Genomic DNA, 15038 nt, shown 5'->3' on the forward strand with positions numbered 1-15038 from the left:
CGGACCGGATTTCCTTTGGCGACAGAAGGCTCTAACTCTGCCCACATGTCCAGCCCCGTCTTCATAGGTTCGCGCATCTACCGCGGCTCGGTCTATGGCCCACGTCATCCGCTGTCGATCCAGCGGGTGCCGGCAGTGACCGATCTGGCGCGGGCGCTTGGCTGGGTGCCGGACAATCGTTATCGCACCTCGCCCCGCGCCAAGCCGGTGGCGCTGACAGGGTTTCACACGCCCGCCTATATCAATGCGTTGCAGGCCGCCGAGGCCGCGCAGCAGGTCAGTGACGAGGTGCGGGCACGTCATGGGCTGGGCACCCTGTCGAACCCGGTGTTCCCCGAGATGTTCCGCAGGCCCGCGACGGCGGTGGGCGGCGGGCTGCTGGCGGCGGAACTGGTCCGTGATGGCGGGATCGTGCACAACCCCGGCGGGGGACAGCATCACGGGTTGCCCGATGCCGCGGCGGGTTTCTGTTTCCTGAACGAGCCTGTTCTGACCATCCGCCGCTTGCTGGACATGGGGCTGCAGCGGGTGGCCTATGTCGACATCGACGCGCATCATTGCGACGGGGTCGCACTGGCCTTTGAGGGCAGCGAGCGGGTGCGCATGATCTCGATCCACGAAGCGCGGCGCTGGCCCTTTACCGGCGCGCTGGAGGACAGGGTCGGCGGTTCTGCCTTCAACCTGCCGGTGGCGCGCGGGTTCAACGACACGGAATTCAAGATGGTGCTGGAGGAGATGATCCTGCCGGCGGTCGAGGCATTCCGGCCCGAGGCGATCTTTCTGCAATGCGGGGCGGATGCTCTGGCCGAAGACCCATTGGCGCGGCTGAGCCTGTCCAATCGCAGTCATGTTACGACGGTCCGGGCGCTGCGCCCGCTGGCGCCGCGGATGATCGTCTCGGGCGGGGGCGGCTACAATCCCTGGACGGTGGCGCGTTGCTGGACGGCGGTCTGGGGCGAGATTGCCGGAAAGCAGGTCCCGGAGCGCCTGCCGCAAGAGGCTGAGGCCGTGCTGCGGGCGCTTGCCTGGCACCGCAAGGGGCAGCCGGAGGAGGCGCTGTTCACGACGCTTTTGGACAGCCCGCGCGAGGGCGCGATCTCTGGCGACGTCAGGGCTGACGTGGCCCGATTGCAGGCGCGGCTGGCGCCGGCCCTGTGACAGGTACACGATGAGGAGGATTGGAGCGGGTGAAGGGAATCGAACCCTCGTATGCAGCTTGGGAAGCTGCCGTTCTACCATTGAACTACACCCGCAGCGACGGATTGGATACCGCAGGACCCGAGGCGGTTCAAGATCAAACCGATCACACTCGGGATGGTTCCGTGCGGGCGGCATTTCCTCTAGACCCTTCGGCAAGAACAAAGATCCCGGGAGGACCGAACCATGACACTTGCATTGCCCCAGACAGGCACCTTTGTCGGCCGCGCCTGGCGGCCGGATCGCAACGGCCCCGCGCTGATCGCGCGGCGCGGCGCCGAGGCGGTGGACATCACCTGCCGCGAGGTGCCCACGATGCAGGCGCTGCTGGACCTGGACGACCCGGTGAGCTTTGCGCAGAACGCGCCCGGCGACAGCCTTGGCACACTCGAGGCGCTGGCGGAGGCATCCACCGAAGATCCGCAGGGGCCATACTTGCAGGCGCCCTGTGATCTGCAACCGGTCAAGGCTTGCGGCGTCACCTTTGTCTCGTCGATGCTGGAACGGGTGATCGAGGAACAGGCCAAGGGCGATCCGGCCCGGGCGCTGGCGATCCGCGAACGCTGTACCGCCATCCTCGGCGAAAGCCTGCGCGCGGTGGAACCGGGATCGGACAAGGCCGGGCAGCTCAAGGAGGTGCTGATCGCCGATGGCGTCTGGTCGCAATACCTGGAGGTGGGGATCGGCCCCTATGCCGAGGTCTTTTCCAAGGCCCAGCCCATGTCCGCCGTGGGCTTTGGCGCCAGTGTCGGGCTGCATCCCGTATCGACATGGAACAACCCCGAACCCGAGATCGTGCTGGCCTGCGACGGGCAGGGCCGTATCCGGGGCGCGACGCTGGGCAATGACGTCAACCTGCGGGACGTCGAGGGGCGGTCCGCGCTGCTGTTGGGCAAGGCCAAGGACAACAACGCCTCCTGCGCCGTGGGGCCGATGCTGCGGCTGTTTGATGACAGCTATGGGCTGAATGACGTGAGGCGGGCGGAACTGACGCTGACCGTGACCGGCACCGACGGGTTTGTCCTGAACGGACGCAGCAGCATGTCCGAGATCAGCCGCGATCCCGAGGACCTGGTGGCGCAGACCTGCGGCGCGCATCACCAGTATCCGGACGGGTTTTTCCTGATGCTGGGCACGCTCTTTGCCCCGACCGAGGATCGTGACATTCCCGGCGAAGGGTTTACGCACAAGCTGGGCGACGTGGTCGAGATTTCCGAGCCGCAGCTGGGCAGCCTGCAGAACACCGTGCGGCTTTCCACCGAATGCGCGCCCTGGACCTTTGGTACCTCGGCTCTGATGCGCAACCTCGCGGGGCGCGGCCTGTTGTAAGGGGGCTTTGCCCCCTCTGCGCCAAGGCGCATTCACCCCCAGGGTATTTGGACCAAGAAGAAGCACGAAGCGTGGCGTTCCGTGTTTCCCTGGGCCAAGAATGCCCATAGGGGGGAGCCGCGCGCGGTGTGGGCCAGGGCAGGCTCCGCTCCGTCGTGCCTATCCGCGCCGCCGCCTGCGGCGTCCGCCGCCGTCCTCGCCGCCGGTGTTGAAGCTGACCTGCGGGAGGGTGACGATCTTGTGCAATTCCGGGAAGGCGTCGGTGGCGTGCGGGATCGCGTTGGCGTTGACGAAATGCTCCTGGAACTTGGGCTCGATCGCGGTTTCCACCTTGGTGATCTCGCGCACCACGCGCTCGATCTCGCGCCGGGCGGCAAGGTTGCACAGCGCGATGCGCGCGCCGGTCCCGGCGGCATTGCCCGCGCTGGTCACCTTGTCCAGCGGCACATCCGGGATCATGCCCAGCACCATCGCGTGTCGGGGCGAGATATGCGCGCCGAAGGCCCCCGCCAGCACCACGCGGTCCACCTTGTCGACGCCGCGCGTGTCCATCAACAGGCGCGCGCCGGCATAAAGCGCGGATTTGGCCAGCTGGATGGCGCGAATGTCGCCCTGGGTGACGGTGATGCGCGGCCCGCCCTCGGCGGTGGCGTCATGGATCAGGTAGCTGTGGGTTCGGCCCTCGGGGAAACAGCGATCCGTACCGGTCTGGGCTGGCCCGCCGATCAGGCCCGAGGGGTCGAGCAGGCCGGCAGTGCGTAGTTCCGCCACCGCCTCGATGATGCCCGATCCGCAGATGCCGGTGATTCCGGTCGCGGCAGTTTCCTCCCAGAAGCCCTCTTCGTTCGACCACTTGTCACAGCCGATGACGCGGAAACGGGGCTCCTTGGTTTCGGGGTCGATGCGGATGGCCTCGATGGCACCGGGGGCTGCACGCTGCCCGGAACTGATCTGCGCGCCCTCGAAGGCGGGGCCGGTGGGCGAGGAACAGGCCAGCACGCGGGTCTTGTCGCCAAGCAGGATCTCGGCGTTGGTGCCGACGTCCACGACCAGGACCAGGTCTTCGGATTTGCCCGGTTCCTCTGACAGGGCGACGGCGGCGGCATCGGCGCCGACATGGCCCGCGATGCAGGGCAGGACGTAGACCTGCGCCGAGGCGGGCAGCGAGGCCAGGTCGAGGTCGCGCGCCGTCAGGGTCAGGGAATTGGATGTGGCGAGCGCAAAGGGCGCCTGTCCCAGTTCGACAGGGTCGATCCCCAGCAGCAGGTGATGCATCACCGGGTTGCAGACGAACACGGTCTCCAGGATCAGCGAGGGCGCAATCCCGGCCTCCTTGGCGATCTCCACCGCCAGCGTGTCGATGGCCTCGCGCACGGCGCGGGTCATCTCGGCATCGCCGCCGGGGTTCATCATCGCGTAGGACACCCGGCTCATCAGGTCTTCGCCAAAGCGGATCTGCGGGTTCATGATGCCGGAGGAGGCGACGACCTCGCCGGTGTCGAGGTTGGTCAGATGCGCCGCGATGGTGGTGGAGCCGAGGTCGATGGCCAGGCCGTAGATCCCGGCCTCGTGCAGGCCGGGCCAGGCGGCGATCAGGCGCGGCGTGGCCTCGGCCGAGGACTTGTGCAGGGCCACGGTGATCTTCCAGTCGCCCTTGCGCAGGATCGGCTGCAACTGACCCAGAAGAGAGAATTCCGCCGTGATCTCGGGGATGTCCCATTGCGCCCTGAGCGCACGGGCAAGGCGTTCCAGGTCGCCCGTGGGTTCGTGCATGTCGGGTTCTTCGACCTCGACGTAGAAGATCCGCGTGGCCGGGTCCATCTCGATCACGCGGGCGGTGGCGGCCTTGCGCACCACCTGGCGGTGCACCTGGCTTTCGGCGGGCACGTCGATCACCACGTCGCGCTGTACCGTGGCCTGGCAGCCAAGACGGCGCCCGGGTTTCAGCCCGCGTTTCTGGTCATAGCGTTCCTCGACCTTGTTCCATTCGGACAGGGCGTCCTGGGCGACATGCACCCCGTGTTTCGGGAAATCGCCGTAGGACGGCGTGATCTGGCATTTCGAACAGATGCCGCGTCCGCCGCAGACGGAATCGAGGTCGACGCCCAGCTGGCGGGCGGCGGTCAGGACGGGGGTGCCGACGGGAAAGCGGCCGCGCTTTCCGGACGGAGTGAAGACGACAAGCGGATCTTTGGTCATGAAGCGAACCTCCGGGTTGGGCGGACCATAGCGGCTGCACTGGCGAGGGAAAGACGCAAGGCGTCAGGATCAGGGCGGAAAACGGCACGGCGCGCCGGGCTGCGACCCGGTGCGGCACATGTCGGCGGGTCGGGGGTCAGCCCTGTTCCAGCCAGCGCAGGATTTCGCCCCGGTTGCCGTCGAGATCGGGCGCCGGGGCGCGCGACTTGGGGTCCGGCGCGTCGGTCATCTTGATCGGGTTTCCGGCGGCCTTGTAGGCCTGTCGCCCATTCTTGTCGAGCACGTCCACCACCATGTTCCGGGCCAGGATCTGAGGGTCCTTCAACACCTGTCCGACGTCCTGGATCGGCCCCGTGGGGATGCCTGCCGCGGTCAGCCGAGAGATCCAGTAGGCGCGGGTGTTCTCCAGCGTCACCGCTTCGATCAGGCGCTTCAACAGGCGGGCGTTGTCGCAGCGCGCCGGGTTGGTGGCAAAGCGCGGATCGTCCGAGATCGGCAGATCCAGTGCGATACAGAGTTTCTCGAACAGGCGGTCATTGCCGGCGGCGATCACGAACAGCCCGTCCGAGGCGTGGAAGGTCTCGAAGGGCGTGATCGAGGGATGCCGCGCGCCGGAGGGTCCCGGCGCCTTGCCGGTCACCGTGGTCAGCGCCACCGCGTGTTCCAGGATGGCCAGCTGGCTGTCCAGCATGGCGACGTCGATCTTGCGCCCCAGTCCGGACCGGTCGCGGTCCAGCAGCGCGGCAAGGATGCCCTGCGACAGGAACATGCCCGCCACGATGTCCCCGATCGAGGCGCCCACGCGCACCGGGTCGCGGTCCTTTTCGCCGGTGATCGACATCACGCCGCCGCGCGCCTGCACCACCATGTCATAGGCCGGGCGCCGTGCGTCCGGGCCGGTATGCCCGAAACCCGACACCGCGCCATAGACCAGCCGGGGAAAGGCGGCGTGCAGATCGTCCCAGCCATAGCCCAGACGTTCCATAACCCCGGGGCGGAAATTCTCGACGATGACGTCGGCCCGGGCCAGCAGGCGTTCGAAGATCAGCCTGTCCTCGTCGGCCTTGAGGTTGAGTGCGATGCTTTTCTTGCCGTGGTTGATGGCGGCGAAATAAGCTGATTTCCCGTCCTTGAACGGTGGAAAGGCACGGGTGTCGTCACCGCCTTTCGGGGTTTCGACCTTGATCACCTGTGCCCCCATGTCCGCCAGGGTCATCGTGCAGAAAGGGCCGGCAAGGACATGTGTCAGGTCAAGAATGACGTATCCGGCAAGTGGGGCGGTCATGGGCGGGTCCTGTTCTGGGTCGGGTGCTCTGCACCACACAAGCGCGACAAGGCGTTGACGGCAAGGCCTGTGATCGGCGCTGCGCGATCCTTTGCGGGGGCGCGGCGGATTTGATGCGGATTTCAGCCTAGGGTCGTGGCAGCCCGGCGTGAAAGACGAAGCCCAGCAGGTTCATCAGCAATTGCGCGGCCAGGATCGAGGTGCTGCCGGTCGGATCGTAGTCCGGGGCGACCTCGACAAGGTCAATGCCGACGACAGGGTGAGTGCGGACCGCCTGTTGCAGGATTTCCATCACCTCGTAGTAGAGGAATCCGCCGTGGCTGGGGGTGCCCGTGCCCGGCGCGATCGAGGGGCAGAAGGCGTCGATGTCGATGGTGATGTAGATCGGCACGCCTTCGGGCAGACGGGCGGCGGTGGCCTCGGGACCCAATTTGCGCACCTGCCGGACCGACAGGATGTCGGACCCACGCGTGCGGGCGTCCTCGTAGCCCTCGCGCGCAGTGGACGAGACGTTGCGGATACCCAACTGGGTCAGCCCGGTGACCCAGGGTTTTTCCGCCGCGCGCCGCATCGGATTGCCGTGCCCCCGCGTGACGCCATGCCGTTCGTCGACGAAATCCAGGTGCGCGTCGATCTGCAGGACATGGAAGGGCGCGCGTCCCTCGTAGGCCTCGATGCAGGGGATATTGATCGAATGGTCGCCGCCGATGGTGACGGGCAGGGCGCCCGCCGCCAGGGCGGCCTCGACGCCGCGGCGGATATTGGCGTGGCTGGTTACGGTGTCGGTGTGGACGATGTCGGCATCGCCCATGTCGACCAGCCGCACACCGTCCAGGTAGGTCACGTCGTCCTCGTGGTCATAGGCGCCCGCGTGGCCGAAGCTGAACAGGGTCGAGGCCTCTCGCACGCCGCGCGGGCCGAACCGTGCCCCGGCGCGCCATTGTGTGCCCGCGTCGAAAGGGGCGCCAAGGATTGCCGCATCGGCCTGCAGGCTGGACCAGTCGGGCTGGTAGGGGGCCCTGGCAAAGGTGCAGATGCCGGTGAACGGAAGGTTCAGCCGACCGGATTCGTAACCGTGACTCATGAGGCTCTCCTTGATTGGCGCCAGCCTAGTCGGAGGGGCGCGCGCAACAAGGGGCATTGCGCGTCGAGGGTCGAATAATCGTTAAGGTTGAAAAGTTCCTCTTGAGTACACGTTGCAATGCCTTACCCTGCGTAATGTGGATACAATCTTTGATTGCACTGGAGGGACTGAAATGAACTTGTTGAACAAGAGTCGGTCGTTGTTGGCCTTGGCGCTGGCAGGGCTGCCGCTGACGGCCCTGGCGCAGGACTATGGCGTCGACATGCCTGCGGAACCCGCGCCGGGTGTCCGCTTTCCGACGCCCGAGGCCGAGATCGACGCCTGGATCCGGGCGGAGCCGCAAAACAGTGACGCGATCCATGCCCACGCCTGGGGGATCTGGGCCGGACTGACGAAACCTGTCGAGGGGGAGGGCGCCTATGCCCGGCTGACCTATCAGACCTGGCTGACCAAGGCGGATGTGATCGACGTCTTCACCGGCGAGTCACCTGTAGATCAGTTCCGGCTGGGCGAATCGAACCAGATGTTCAAGCACGGGCTGGTGGACGGTTTCCTGGCCAACGCCGCGCAGGAAAAGAAGGACGGGACCGAGCCGGTGAAAAATGCCGCGGGGATCATTGTCAATACAGATGTGTTGGAAAACGTGGCCTACAGCCCGCCCTCGGCGCAATACCTGCTGGACACCGGCACGGGCAAGCCCGAGGTGCTGGACCGGCTGCTGGAACAGGGGGACAAGGTGCGCTTTCCCGATGCGGCGGTGAACGTCAAGCCGGTCTACAAGCTGATCACCGATGATCGCATCACCGAGTGGACCGGCGAGGATGGCCAGACCCGCAGGCTGTACGCCTTCACCGCCTGGCCCGGAGAGCCGGACCTGGCCAACTGGACCCCTGACATGAAGCAGGGCGGCTATCCAGAGACGCTCTGGCAGCAATGCGTCTATGTCGATCTCGACCTCGAGGGGCCGACGACCTCGACCGGGGTCGACGTGAACTGCAAGAGCCCGTCCGAGGGGAACATCTATTCCGTCGATGATTTTATCGCCGTGGACCTGAAAAAAGAGGATGCAGCCTTCGTCAACAAGTCGACGGGGGACAGCAGCGACCTGACCGACGGAGAGACCTCTATCGCCCTGCTGGTGGCCATGCATGTCACCTCTCGCGAGACGACGCAATGGACATGGCAGACCTTCTGGTGGGAGGCGGATGCCGCCCGGCCCAACACGCCCTCCAGCGCAGCGGTGGCATCGGCCCGGCCCGGTACGTTGACCACACAGGCGGCGCATTACGCGATGGCGCCGGCCTATTCGATGCTGGTGCCGGCCCAGCCGCTAGTCGGCGGCAAAAACGTCGGCGCGCTGGTGACGGCCTTCAATCCCTACCTGGAGGCCGGTTTCGGCACGCCGGTCATCGGGATCACCGAGACGGTGCAGATCCCGGACGGCGCGGGTGGCTGGACCACGACGACGACCGACATGGGGATCCAGACCAACTGCATGACCTGCCACGGCCTTGCGGCCTGGGGCGGACGTGGCACGGGCTATGCCGCGAATTTCTATGTCCCCCGCGACTACTGGGTGTTCGACACGGCGCTGGACGTGGATTTCGCCTGGTCGGTGCAGGCCATCGGCGAGGCGGTCGAGAAGGCGGAAAAGAAAAAGGCCGACGCGGCGTCGGAGTGATCGGGGCCTGATGACTGTCATGGATCGTTGCAGGCGCCCCTTTGGGCGCCTGTTTCGCGTTCCGGGGACAGAATCGGCGATTGCCCCGCCGGCCCGCCTGTCGCATTCTGCGACCGTCAGGTGCCCCGTGAGGGGAGAATCGGGAAGCCGGTGCAAGACCGGCGCGGGCCCGCCGCTGTAAGGGGGATGGAGCGGACAGATGCCACTGGGCGCAGCCCCGGGAAGGCGTCCGCCCCGGCAGACCCCAAGCCAGAAGACCGGCCTGACGGCATCGACCGGCGCCTTGGACAGCGTGCGGTCATTGTCATTTTGCGGAGCCGAAGAATGCCCGATTCCCCAGTTGCGCCCGAAAAAGCGCGTAAGTTTGCCGCCTGCGAGCGTCAGGCGCTCTATGATGTCATCAACGCGCGCCGGGACGTGCGCAACGAATTCCTGCCCGATCCGATCTGCCCTGCGATGCTGCGCCGCGTGCTGGAGGCCGCCCACGCGGCACCTTCGGTTGGCTTCATGCAGCCCTGGAACTTTCTCCTGATCCGCGATCCGGCCCGTCGGCGCGCGGTTCACGCCGCCTTCAAACAGGCCAATGCCGAGGCCGAGGCCATGTTCGATAGCGCGAAACGCAGCCAATATGCCGCGCTGAAACTCGAAGGCATCCTGAAGGCGCCACTGAACATCGCCGTGACCTGTGACCGGACACGCGGGGGCAAGGTGGTGCTGGGGCGCACGCACAACCGCGACATGGATCTGTATTCCACGGTTTGCGCGGTGCAGAACCTCTGGCTGGCGGCGCGGGCCGAGGGACTGGGCGTCGGCTGGGTCAGCATCTTTCGACAAGAGGACCTGCGGGCGCTGCTGGATTTGCCTGACCATGTCGAGGTCGTCGCCTATCTTTGCGTCGGTCATATCGAAGAATCCTTTGCCCAGCCGGAACTGCAGGCGCGGGGCTGGCGCCGTCGTCTGGATCTGGATGACTTGATCATGGAAGACCGGTGGCCGGGCACGCATGGGGCAGGGGGGTGAGACGCGGTGCCGCGCGCTCTTTCCTTTCCCCGCTGCCCGTGCGATAGGGACGCGCCAACCGATCCCTCCCAAGGAGTGCCCCAATGGAGATTCGCGAGGCCCTGACCTTCGATGACGTCCTGCTTGTTCCCGCGGCCTCGAGCGTGTTGCCGTCGACGGCAGACACACGGACGCAAGTGACCAAGTCGATTGCGTTGAACATCCCCCTTCTGAGTTCCGCGATGGACACCGTCACCGAAAGCCGGATGGCGATCACGATGGCGCAGGCCGGCGGCATCGGGGTGATCCACAAGAACCTCGGGATCGAGGAGCAGGCGCGCGAAGTGCGGCGGGTCAAGCGGTTCGAGAGCGGCATCGTCTACAACCCCGTCACCCTGCGCCCGGATCAGACCCTGGGCGACGCGCGGATGCTGACCGAGCGCTACGGCTTCACCGGGTTCCCGGTGATCGACGAGGCGCATCGCGTCGTCGGCATCGTGACCAACCGCGACATGCGCTTTGCCGAGAATGACGGCACGCCGGTCCACGCGATGATGACCCGTGACAACCTGGCGATCCTGACCGAACCGGCGGACCGCGAGGAAGCCATCAACCTGATGAAGGCGCGGCGGATCGAAAAGCTGCTGGTGACCGACAAGGACGGCAAGCTGACCGGGCTTCTGACCCTGAAGGACACGGAAAAGGCGGTGTTGAACCCCACCGCCTGCAAGGACGGCCTTGGCCGCCTGCGGGTCGCCGCGGCGACCGGCGTGGGCGATTCCGGCTATGAACGCTCACAGGCGCTGGTGGATGCGCAGGTCGACATCATCGTGGTCGACACGGCGCATGGCCATTCCGCCGGCGTTCTGGAGGCGGTCGAGCGGGCCAAGCTGTTGTCGAACGAGGTGCAGGTGATCGCGGGCAACGTCGCGACGGCGGATGCCGCGCGCGCCCTGATCGACGCGGGCGCGGATGCGGTCAAGGTGGGGATCGGACCGGGGTCGATCTGCACGACGCGGATGGTGGCCGGTGTTGGCGTGCCCCAGCTGACCGCGATCATGGAATGCGCGGCGGCGGCAGGCGACGTGCCGGTGATCGCCGATGGCGGCATCAAGTTCTCGGGCGATTTCGCCAAGGCAATCGCGGCGGGCGCCTCCTGCGCGATGGTCGGCTCCATGATCGCCGGAACGGATGAAAGCCCGGGCGAGGTGATCCTCTACCAGGGCCGGTCGTTCAAGGCTTATCGCGGCATGGGCAGCCTGGGCGCGATGGCGCGCGGCTCTGCCGACCGCTATTTCCAAAAGGACGCCGCCAGCGACAAGCTGGTCCCCGAGGGGATCGAGGGGCAGGTGCCCTACAAGGGCCCGGCGGGCGTGGTGCTGCACCAGCTGGTCGGCGGGTTGCGCGCGGCGATGGGCTATACCGGCTGTGCCACGGTCGAAGAGATGCGCCGCAACTGCACCTTCGTGAAGATCACCGGGGCGGGGCTGAAGGAAAGCCACGTCCACGACGTGCAGATCACCCGCGAAAGCCCGAACTACCGGATCGGGTGAGCGCCGCGCCGGGCTTTGCCCGGCAAACTCTCCAATGGAGAGTTCGAGGCGCGAATGGGTAGAGGCCCGGCGCGGAAGGCGCGCCGGGAACGGGTCTCGTCAAACCCGTGTCGCTGGGCTAGGCAGGGTCGATTGTCCCCGTTGGAGAACAGCCCATGACCCCCGCCGCCCGAGTTCAGGCCGCCATAGAATTGCTGGACCGGATCGCCGCCGGGCAAGCGGCGGAACAGGCCCTGACCAGCTGGGGACGTGCCGCGCGCTATGCCGGGTCAAAGGACCGGGCGGCGGTACGTGACCTTGTCTTCGACGCGCTGCGCTGCTGGCGGTCGACCGCGGCCCTGGGCGGCGGCGAAACCGGGCGGGCGCGCTTGTTGGGGCTGCTCCGTCTCAGGGAAGAAGATCCCGACACCATCTTTACGGGGCTGGGCCACGCACCGGCCCCGCTTGGTGCAGATGAACAGGCTGCCGGTCAGGCGCCGGAGGGGGCGGCGGCGCTGGACTTGCCGGACTGGCTGGCCGCCCGTTTTCGGGACAGTCTCGGGTCCGCGGCCGAGGCGACAGCGCTGGCCCTCCGCTCCCGGGCCGAGGTCTTTCTCCGTGTCAATCTGTTACGGGCGACGCCTGACACGGCACTCGCACGTCTGGCCGAGGATGGGGTCCTGGCGGAACCGCATGACCTCTCGGCCACTGCATTGCGGGTGACGGGGGGCGCCCGCGGGATCATGCGAAGCAGCACCTATCTCGACGGCCTTGTCGAACTGCAGGATGCCGCCAGCCAGGCGGTGGTCGACCTGCTGCCGCTGGAACCCGGTATGCGGGTGCTGGATTATTGCGCCGGGGGCGGCGGCAAGGCGCTGGCGATGGCGGCGCCGATGCGGGGCGGGCCGGTCGTGGCCCACGATGCTGCGCCGAAACGCATGGTCGATCTGCCGGCGCGGGCGGCCCGGGCCGGCGCGGATGTTCGCATCACCGCCACGCCCGAGGGGGATTTCGACCTTGTCCTTTGTGACGTGCCCTGTTCGGGCAGCGGGGCCTGGCGGCGGGCGCCCGAGGGCAAGTGGCGCCTGACGGAGGCGCGGCTTGCGGACCTCTGCACGATCCAGTCCGAAATCCTTGATCAAGCGGCCGGTTTCGTCGTCGAGGGTGGTGTGCTGGCCTATGCGACCTGTTCGGTGCTGGCCGAGGAAAACGCCGCGCAAGTCAGCGCCTTCCTGGACCGCAGATCTGGCTGGGCGGTCGAGGTGCAGCGGCAATTCCTTCCTGAATCGGGTGGAGACGGGTTCTTTGCCGCGGTTCTTCGGCGGACCGATACCTGAAAGACACAACTTTGACGCGAGCCTGGACGACAGTTAACGTCCCCTTAACGGTCTAGGCTGGCATTATGACAGAAAGCGAATCGTGATCCCGGGGGGCAAGGTGGAAGCTGCGATCGACATCGCGCAGAAACGACAGAACGGCATGACGCCCATCATCGGTGCAGCTGCACTGGTTGTATTGGCGACGCTTTCGCTGTTGATTTCCCAGGTGGCCACGGTGCGTTCGGTCCAGGTTGTGGCGCTGGCGGCCACAGGGGCGTTCGGGTGTCTCGCGGTGGTTTGGCTGCTGGTCGACCGGGTTTCCGGCGGGAGGCGAAAACGGCGGCTGGCCCTGCTTGCGGATTTCATCGAGACCGAACCGGCCTTCTGTTTCCTCACCGATGCCGAAGGCGCGGTCCTGACAAGCAACCGCACCGCGCGCGAACGCTTTGCCAGCGACGGGATCATCCAGCTGTCCACCATGCTGCGCGACGTCTTTGCCAGTTCCGAAGGGATCATCTACCGGTTGCAGCAGAAGGCGCTGACCGAGGGCGCGGCGGTCGAGGATGTCACCAGCCATTCCGAAGGGTACAGGATCTACGTCCGCGCCTTCCGGCCCGACATGATGTTGTGGCGGCTGGAGAATGAATCGCAACGTGCGGGCGGGCGGACACGGGCCGATCTCGCGGTAATCTCGCTGGGGCGCAACGGCGCGGTGCTCTACATGAACCCGGTTGCGCGTGACCTGGTCGGCCAGCGGGTCAAGCGCCTGGATGACATCTTTGCAGACCTGCCATTGCGCCCCGACGGGGTACATTGTCTCAAGGGTGCCCATGCCGGGCAAAGCGTGCTGGTCCATAGTGCCGACATTGGCGGCGGGCGGCAGGAACTGGTTCTGTCCCCCATCGCCGAGGATTCGGGGCGCCAGGACCTGATGGGCAGTTTCGATGGCCTGCCGGTGCCGCTGCTCAAGGTCGCGCCGGACGGGCGTGTCCTGCGGGCCAACCCCGAGGCCCGTCGCCTGCTGAACCTCGGCCAGGGCGATCCCGGTCACCTCGCCGAGCACATGGAGGGGTTGGGCCGCGCGATCAAGGACTGGCTGCAGGAGGCTGCCGATGGCCGTGGCCTGCACCGGTCCGAGTTCCTGCGCCTGACGCGCGCCGACCGCGAGGTCTTTGTACAGGTCACGCTGAACCGCGTGATCGAGGATGGCGAGACGGCGCTGATCGCCGTTCTCAACGACGCGACCGAGCTCAAGACGCTCGAGGCGCAATTCGTTCAGAGCCAGAAGATGCAGGCCATCGGCCAGCTTGCGGGCGGTGTCGCGCATGACTTCAACAACCTTCTGACGGCGATCTCGGGGCATTGCGACCTGTTGTTGCTGCGCCATGACCAGGGGGATCCGGATTACGGCGACCTGGTCCAGATCAACCAGAACGCCAACCGGGCGGCGGCGCTTGTCGGGCAGCTTCTGGCCTTTTCGCGCAAGCAGACCATGCAGCCCGAGGTCATGGACCTGCGCGACACGCTCTCCGATCTTGCGCATCTGCTGAACCGGCTGGTGGGCGAAAAGGTGCGGTTGACGCTGAAACACGATCCCGTCCTGCCGACGGTGCGCGGCGACCGCCGACAGCTGGAACAGGTGATGATGAACCTGGTGGTCAACGCCCGCGACGCCATGCCCGAGGGGGGCGAGATCGTGGTCGAGACGGAGCGCCGCGAACTGACGGAATCGATGACCCGCGACCGCGCGGTGGTGGCGCCCGGGCTTTATGTTTCCGTCCGGGTGACGGATGAGGGCATGGGCATCCCGCAGGACAAGTTGCAGAAGGTCTTTGAGCCCTTCTTCACCACCAAGCGCACGGGCGAGGGGACGGGGCTTGGTCTGTCCACTGTCTATGGCATCGTCAAGCAGACCGGCGGTTTCATCTTTGTCGACAGCGTGGTCGGGCAGGGCACCTGCTTCACTCTGCTGTTCCCGGCTTTTGAGGCGCCCCGCCAAGAGGCCGTGGCCATCGAGCAGAAGACCGAGCGGAAGCTGCCCGAGCAAGGGTCCGGCGTTGTTCTTCTGGTCGAGGACGAGGCCCCGGTCCGTGCCTTCGCGGCCCGCGCGCTACGCCTGCGCGGCTACACGGTGATCGAGGCGGAAACCGCCGAGGATGCGCTCAAGACGCTGGATGACGACGAACTGGCCGTGGACATCTTCGTCACCGACGTCGTGATGCCGGGGATGGACGGGCCGACCTGGGTGCGCAAGGCGCGGGAACGGCGTCCGGATACGCGGGTGGTCTTTGTTTCGGGTTACGCCGAGGACGCCTTTGGCGAAGGCAGCGAGGAGATCCCCAACTCCGTTTTCCTGCCCAAGCCCTTCTCGCTGTCGGACCTGACCGAGACGGTGCACCAGCAGCTCAACTGA

General features: G+C 66.5%; 10 protein-coding genes, 1 tRNA gene and 1 riboswitch. Of the genes, 7 read left to right on the forward strand and 4 right to left on the reverse strand.

All coding sequences use genetic code 11. From position 1 onward, the window contains the following. The first annotated feature begins 45 nt into the window (after positions 1-45). Positions 46-1158: an acetoin utilization protein AcuC gene (locus BLQ71_RS05115; protein ID WP_074620930.1), complete on the forward strand. Its 1113-nt coding sequence runs from the start codon at positions 46-48 to the stop codon at positions 1156-1158. 21 nt (positions 1159-1179) lie between these two features. On the opposite strand, the gene BLQ71_RS05120 is transcribed toward BLQ71_RS05115, so the two are convergent. Further along, positions 1180-1253 (reverse strand) — tRNA-Gly (locus BLQ71_RS05120). A 130-nt stretch (positions 1254-1383) separates the two neighbouring features. On the opposite strand from BLQ71_RS05120, the gene BLQ71_RS05125 reads away from it, so the two are divergent. After that, positions 1384-2526, forward strand: a complete 1143-nt coding sequence (locus BLQ71_RS05125; RefSeq protein ID WP_074620931.1) for a fumarylacetoacetate hydrolase family protein — start codon at positions 1384-1386, stop codon at positions 2524-2526. A 159-nt stretch (positions 2527-2685) separates the two neighbouring features. Here the strand turns inward: BLQ71_RS05125 and BLQ71_RS05130 are convergent, their stop codons facing one another. The 3 genes from BLQ71_RS05130 to BLQ71_RS05140 form a co-directional block, all read right to left on the reverse strand. Continuing rightward, positions 2686-4725 carry an ASKHA domain-containing protein gene (locus BLQ71_RS05130; protein WP_074620932.1) on the reverse strand — a complete coding sequence of 680 codons (2040 nt, stop codon included), beginning with the start codon at positions 4723-4725 and terminating at the stop codon, positions 2686-2688. Between the two features lie 136 nt (positions 4726-4861). Further along, positions 4862-6010 (reverse strand): CaiB/BaiF CoA transferase family protein, encoded by a 1149-nt coding sequence (locus tag BLQ71_RS05135; protein ID WP_074620933.1) that lies wholly within the window; start codon positions 6008-6010, stop codon positions 4862-4864. 127 nt (positions 6011-6137) lie between these two features. Further along, positions 6138-7094, reverse strand: a complete 957-nt coding sequence (locus BLQ71_RS05140; protein WP_074620934.1) for an agmatinase — start codon at positions 7092-7094, stop codon at positions 6138-6140. A 172-nt stretch (positions 7095-7266) separates the two neighbouring features. Here BLQ71_RS05140 and BLQ71_RS05145 point away from each other — a divergent pair, with 172 nt between their 5' ends. The 5 genes from BLQ71_RS05145 to BLQ71_RS05165 all read left to right on the forward strand — a co-directional run bounded on the left by BLQ71_RS05145 (position 7267) and on the right by BLQ71_RS05165 (position 15038). Continuing rightward, positions 7267-8775: a hypothetical protein gene (locus BLQ71_RS05145; RefSeq protein WP_133066115.1), complete on the forward strand. Its 1509-nt coding sequence runs from the start codon at positions 7267-7269 to the stop codon at positions 8773-8775. A 101-nt stretch (positions 8776-8876) separates the two neighbouring features. Next, a riboswitch (cobalamin riboswitch) is annotated at positions 8877-9055 on the forward strand. Between the two features lie 44 nt (positions 9056-9099). Next, positions 9100-9795 carry a 5,6-dimethylbenzimidazole synthase gene (gene bluB / locus BLQ71_RS05150; protein ID WP_074620936.1) on the forward strand — a complete coding sequence of 232 codons (696 nt, stop codon included), beginning with the start codon at positions 9100-9102 and terminating at the stop codon, positions 9793-9795. Between the two features lie 83 nt (positions 9796-9878). Further along, positions 9879-11327: an IMP dehydrogenase gene (gene guaB / locus BLQ71_RS05155; RefSeq protein WP_043145171.1), complete on the forward strand. Its 1449-nt coding sequence runs from the start codon at positions 9879-9881 to the stop codon at positions 11325-11327. A gap of 155 nt (positions 11328-11482) precedes the next feature. After that, entirely contained in the window at positions 11483-12643 is a 1161-nt protein-coding gene (locus tag BLQ71_RS05160) for an RsmB/NOP family class I SAM-dependent RNA methyltransferase (protein ID WP_074620937.1), read from the forward strand. A gap of 142 nt (positions 12644-12785) precedes the next feature. After that, positions 12786-15038, forward strand: a complete 2253-nt coding sequence (locus BLQ71_RS05165; protein ID WP_082024736.1) for an ATP-binding protein — start codon at positions 12786-12788, stop codon at positions 15036-15038.

It is taken from the genome of Antarctobacter albus (genome assembly GCF_900101505.1).
GTDB classification, from domain to species: Bacteria; Pseudomonadota; Alphaproteobacteria; order Rhodobacterales; family Rhodobacteraceae; genus Antarctobacter; species Antarctobacter albus.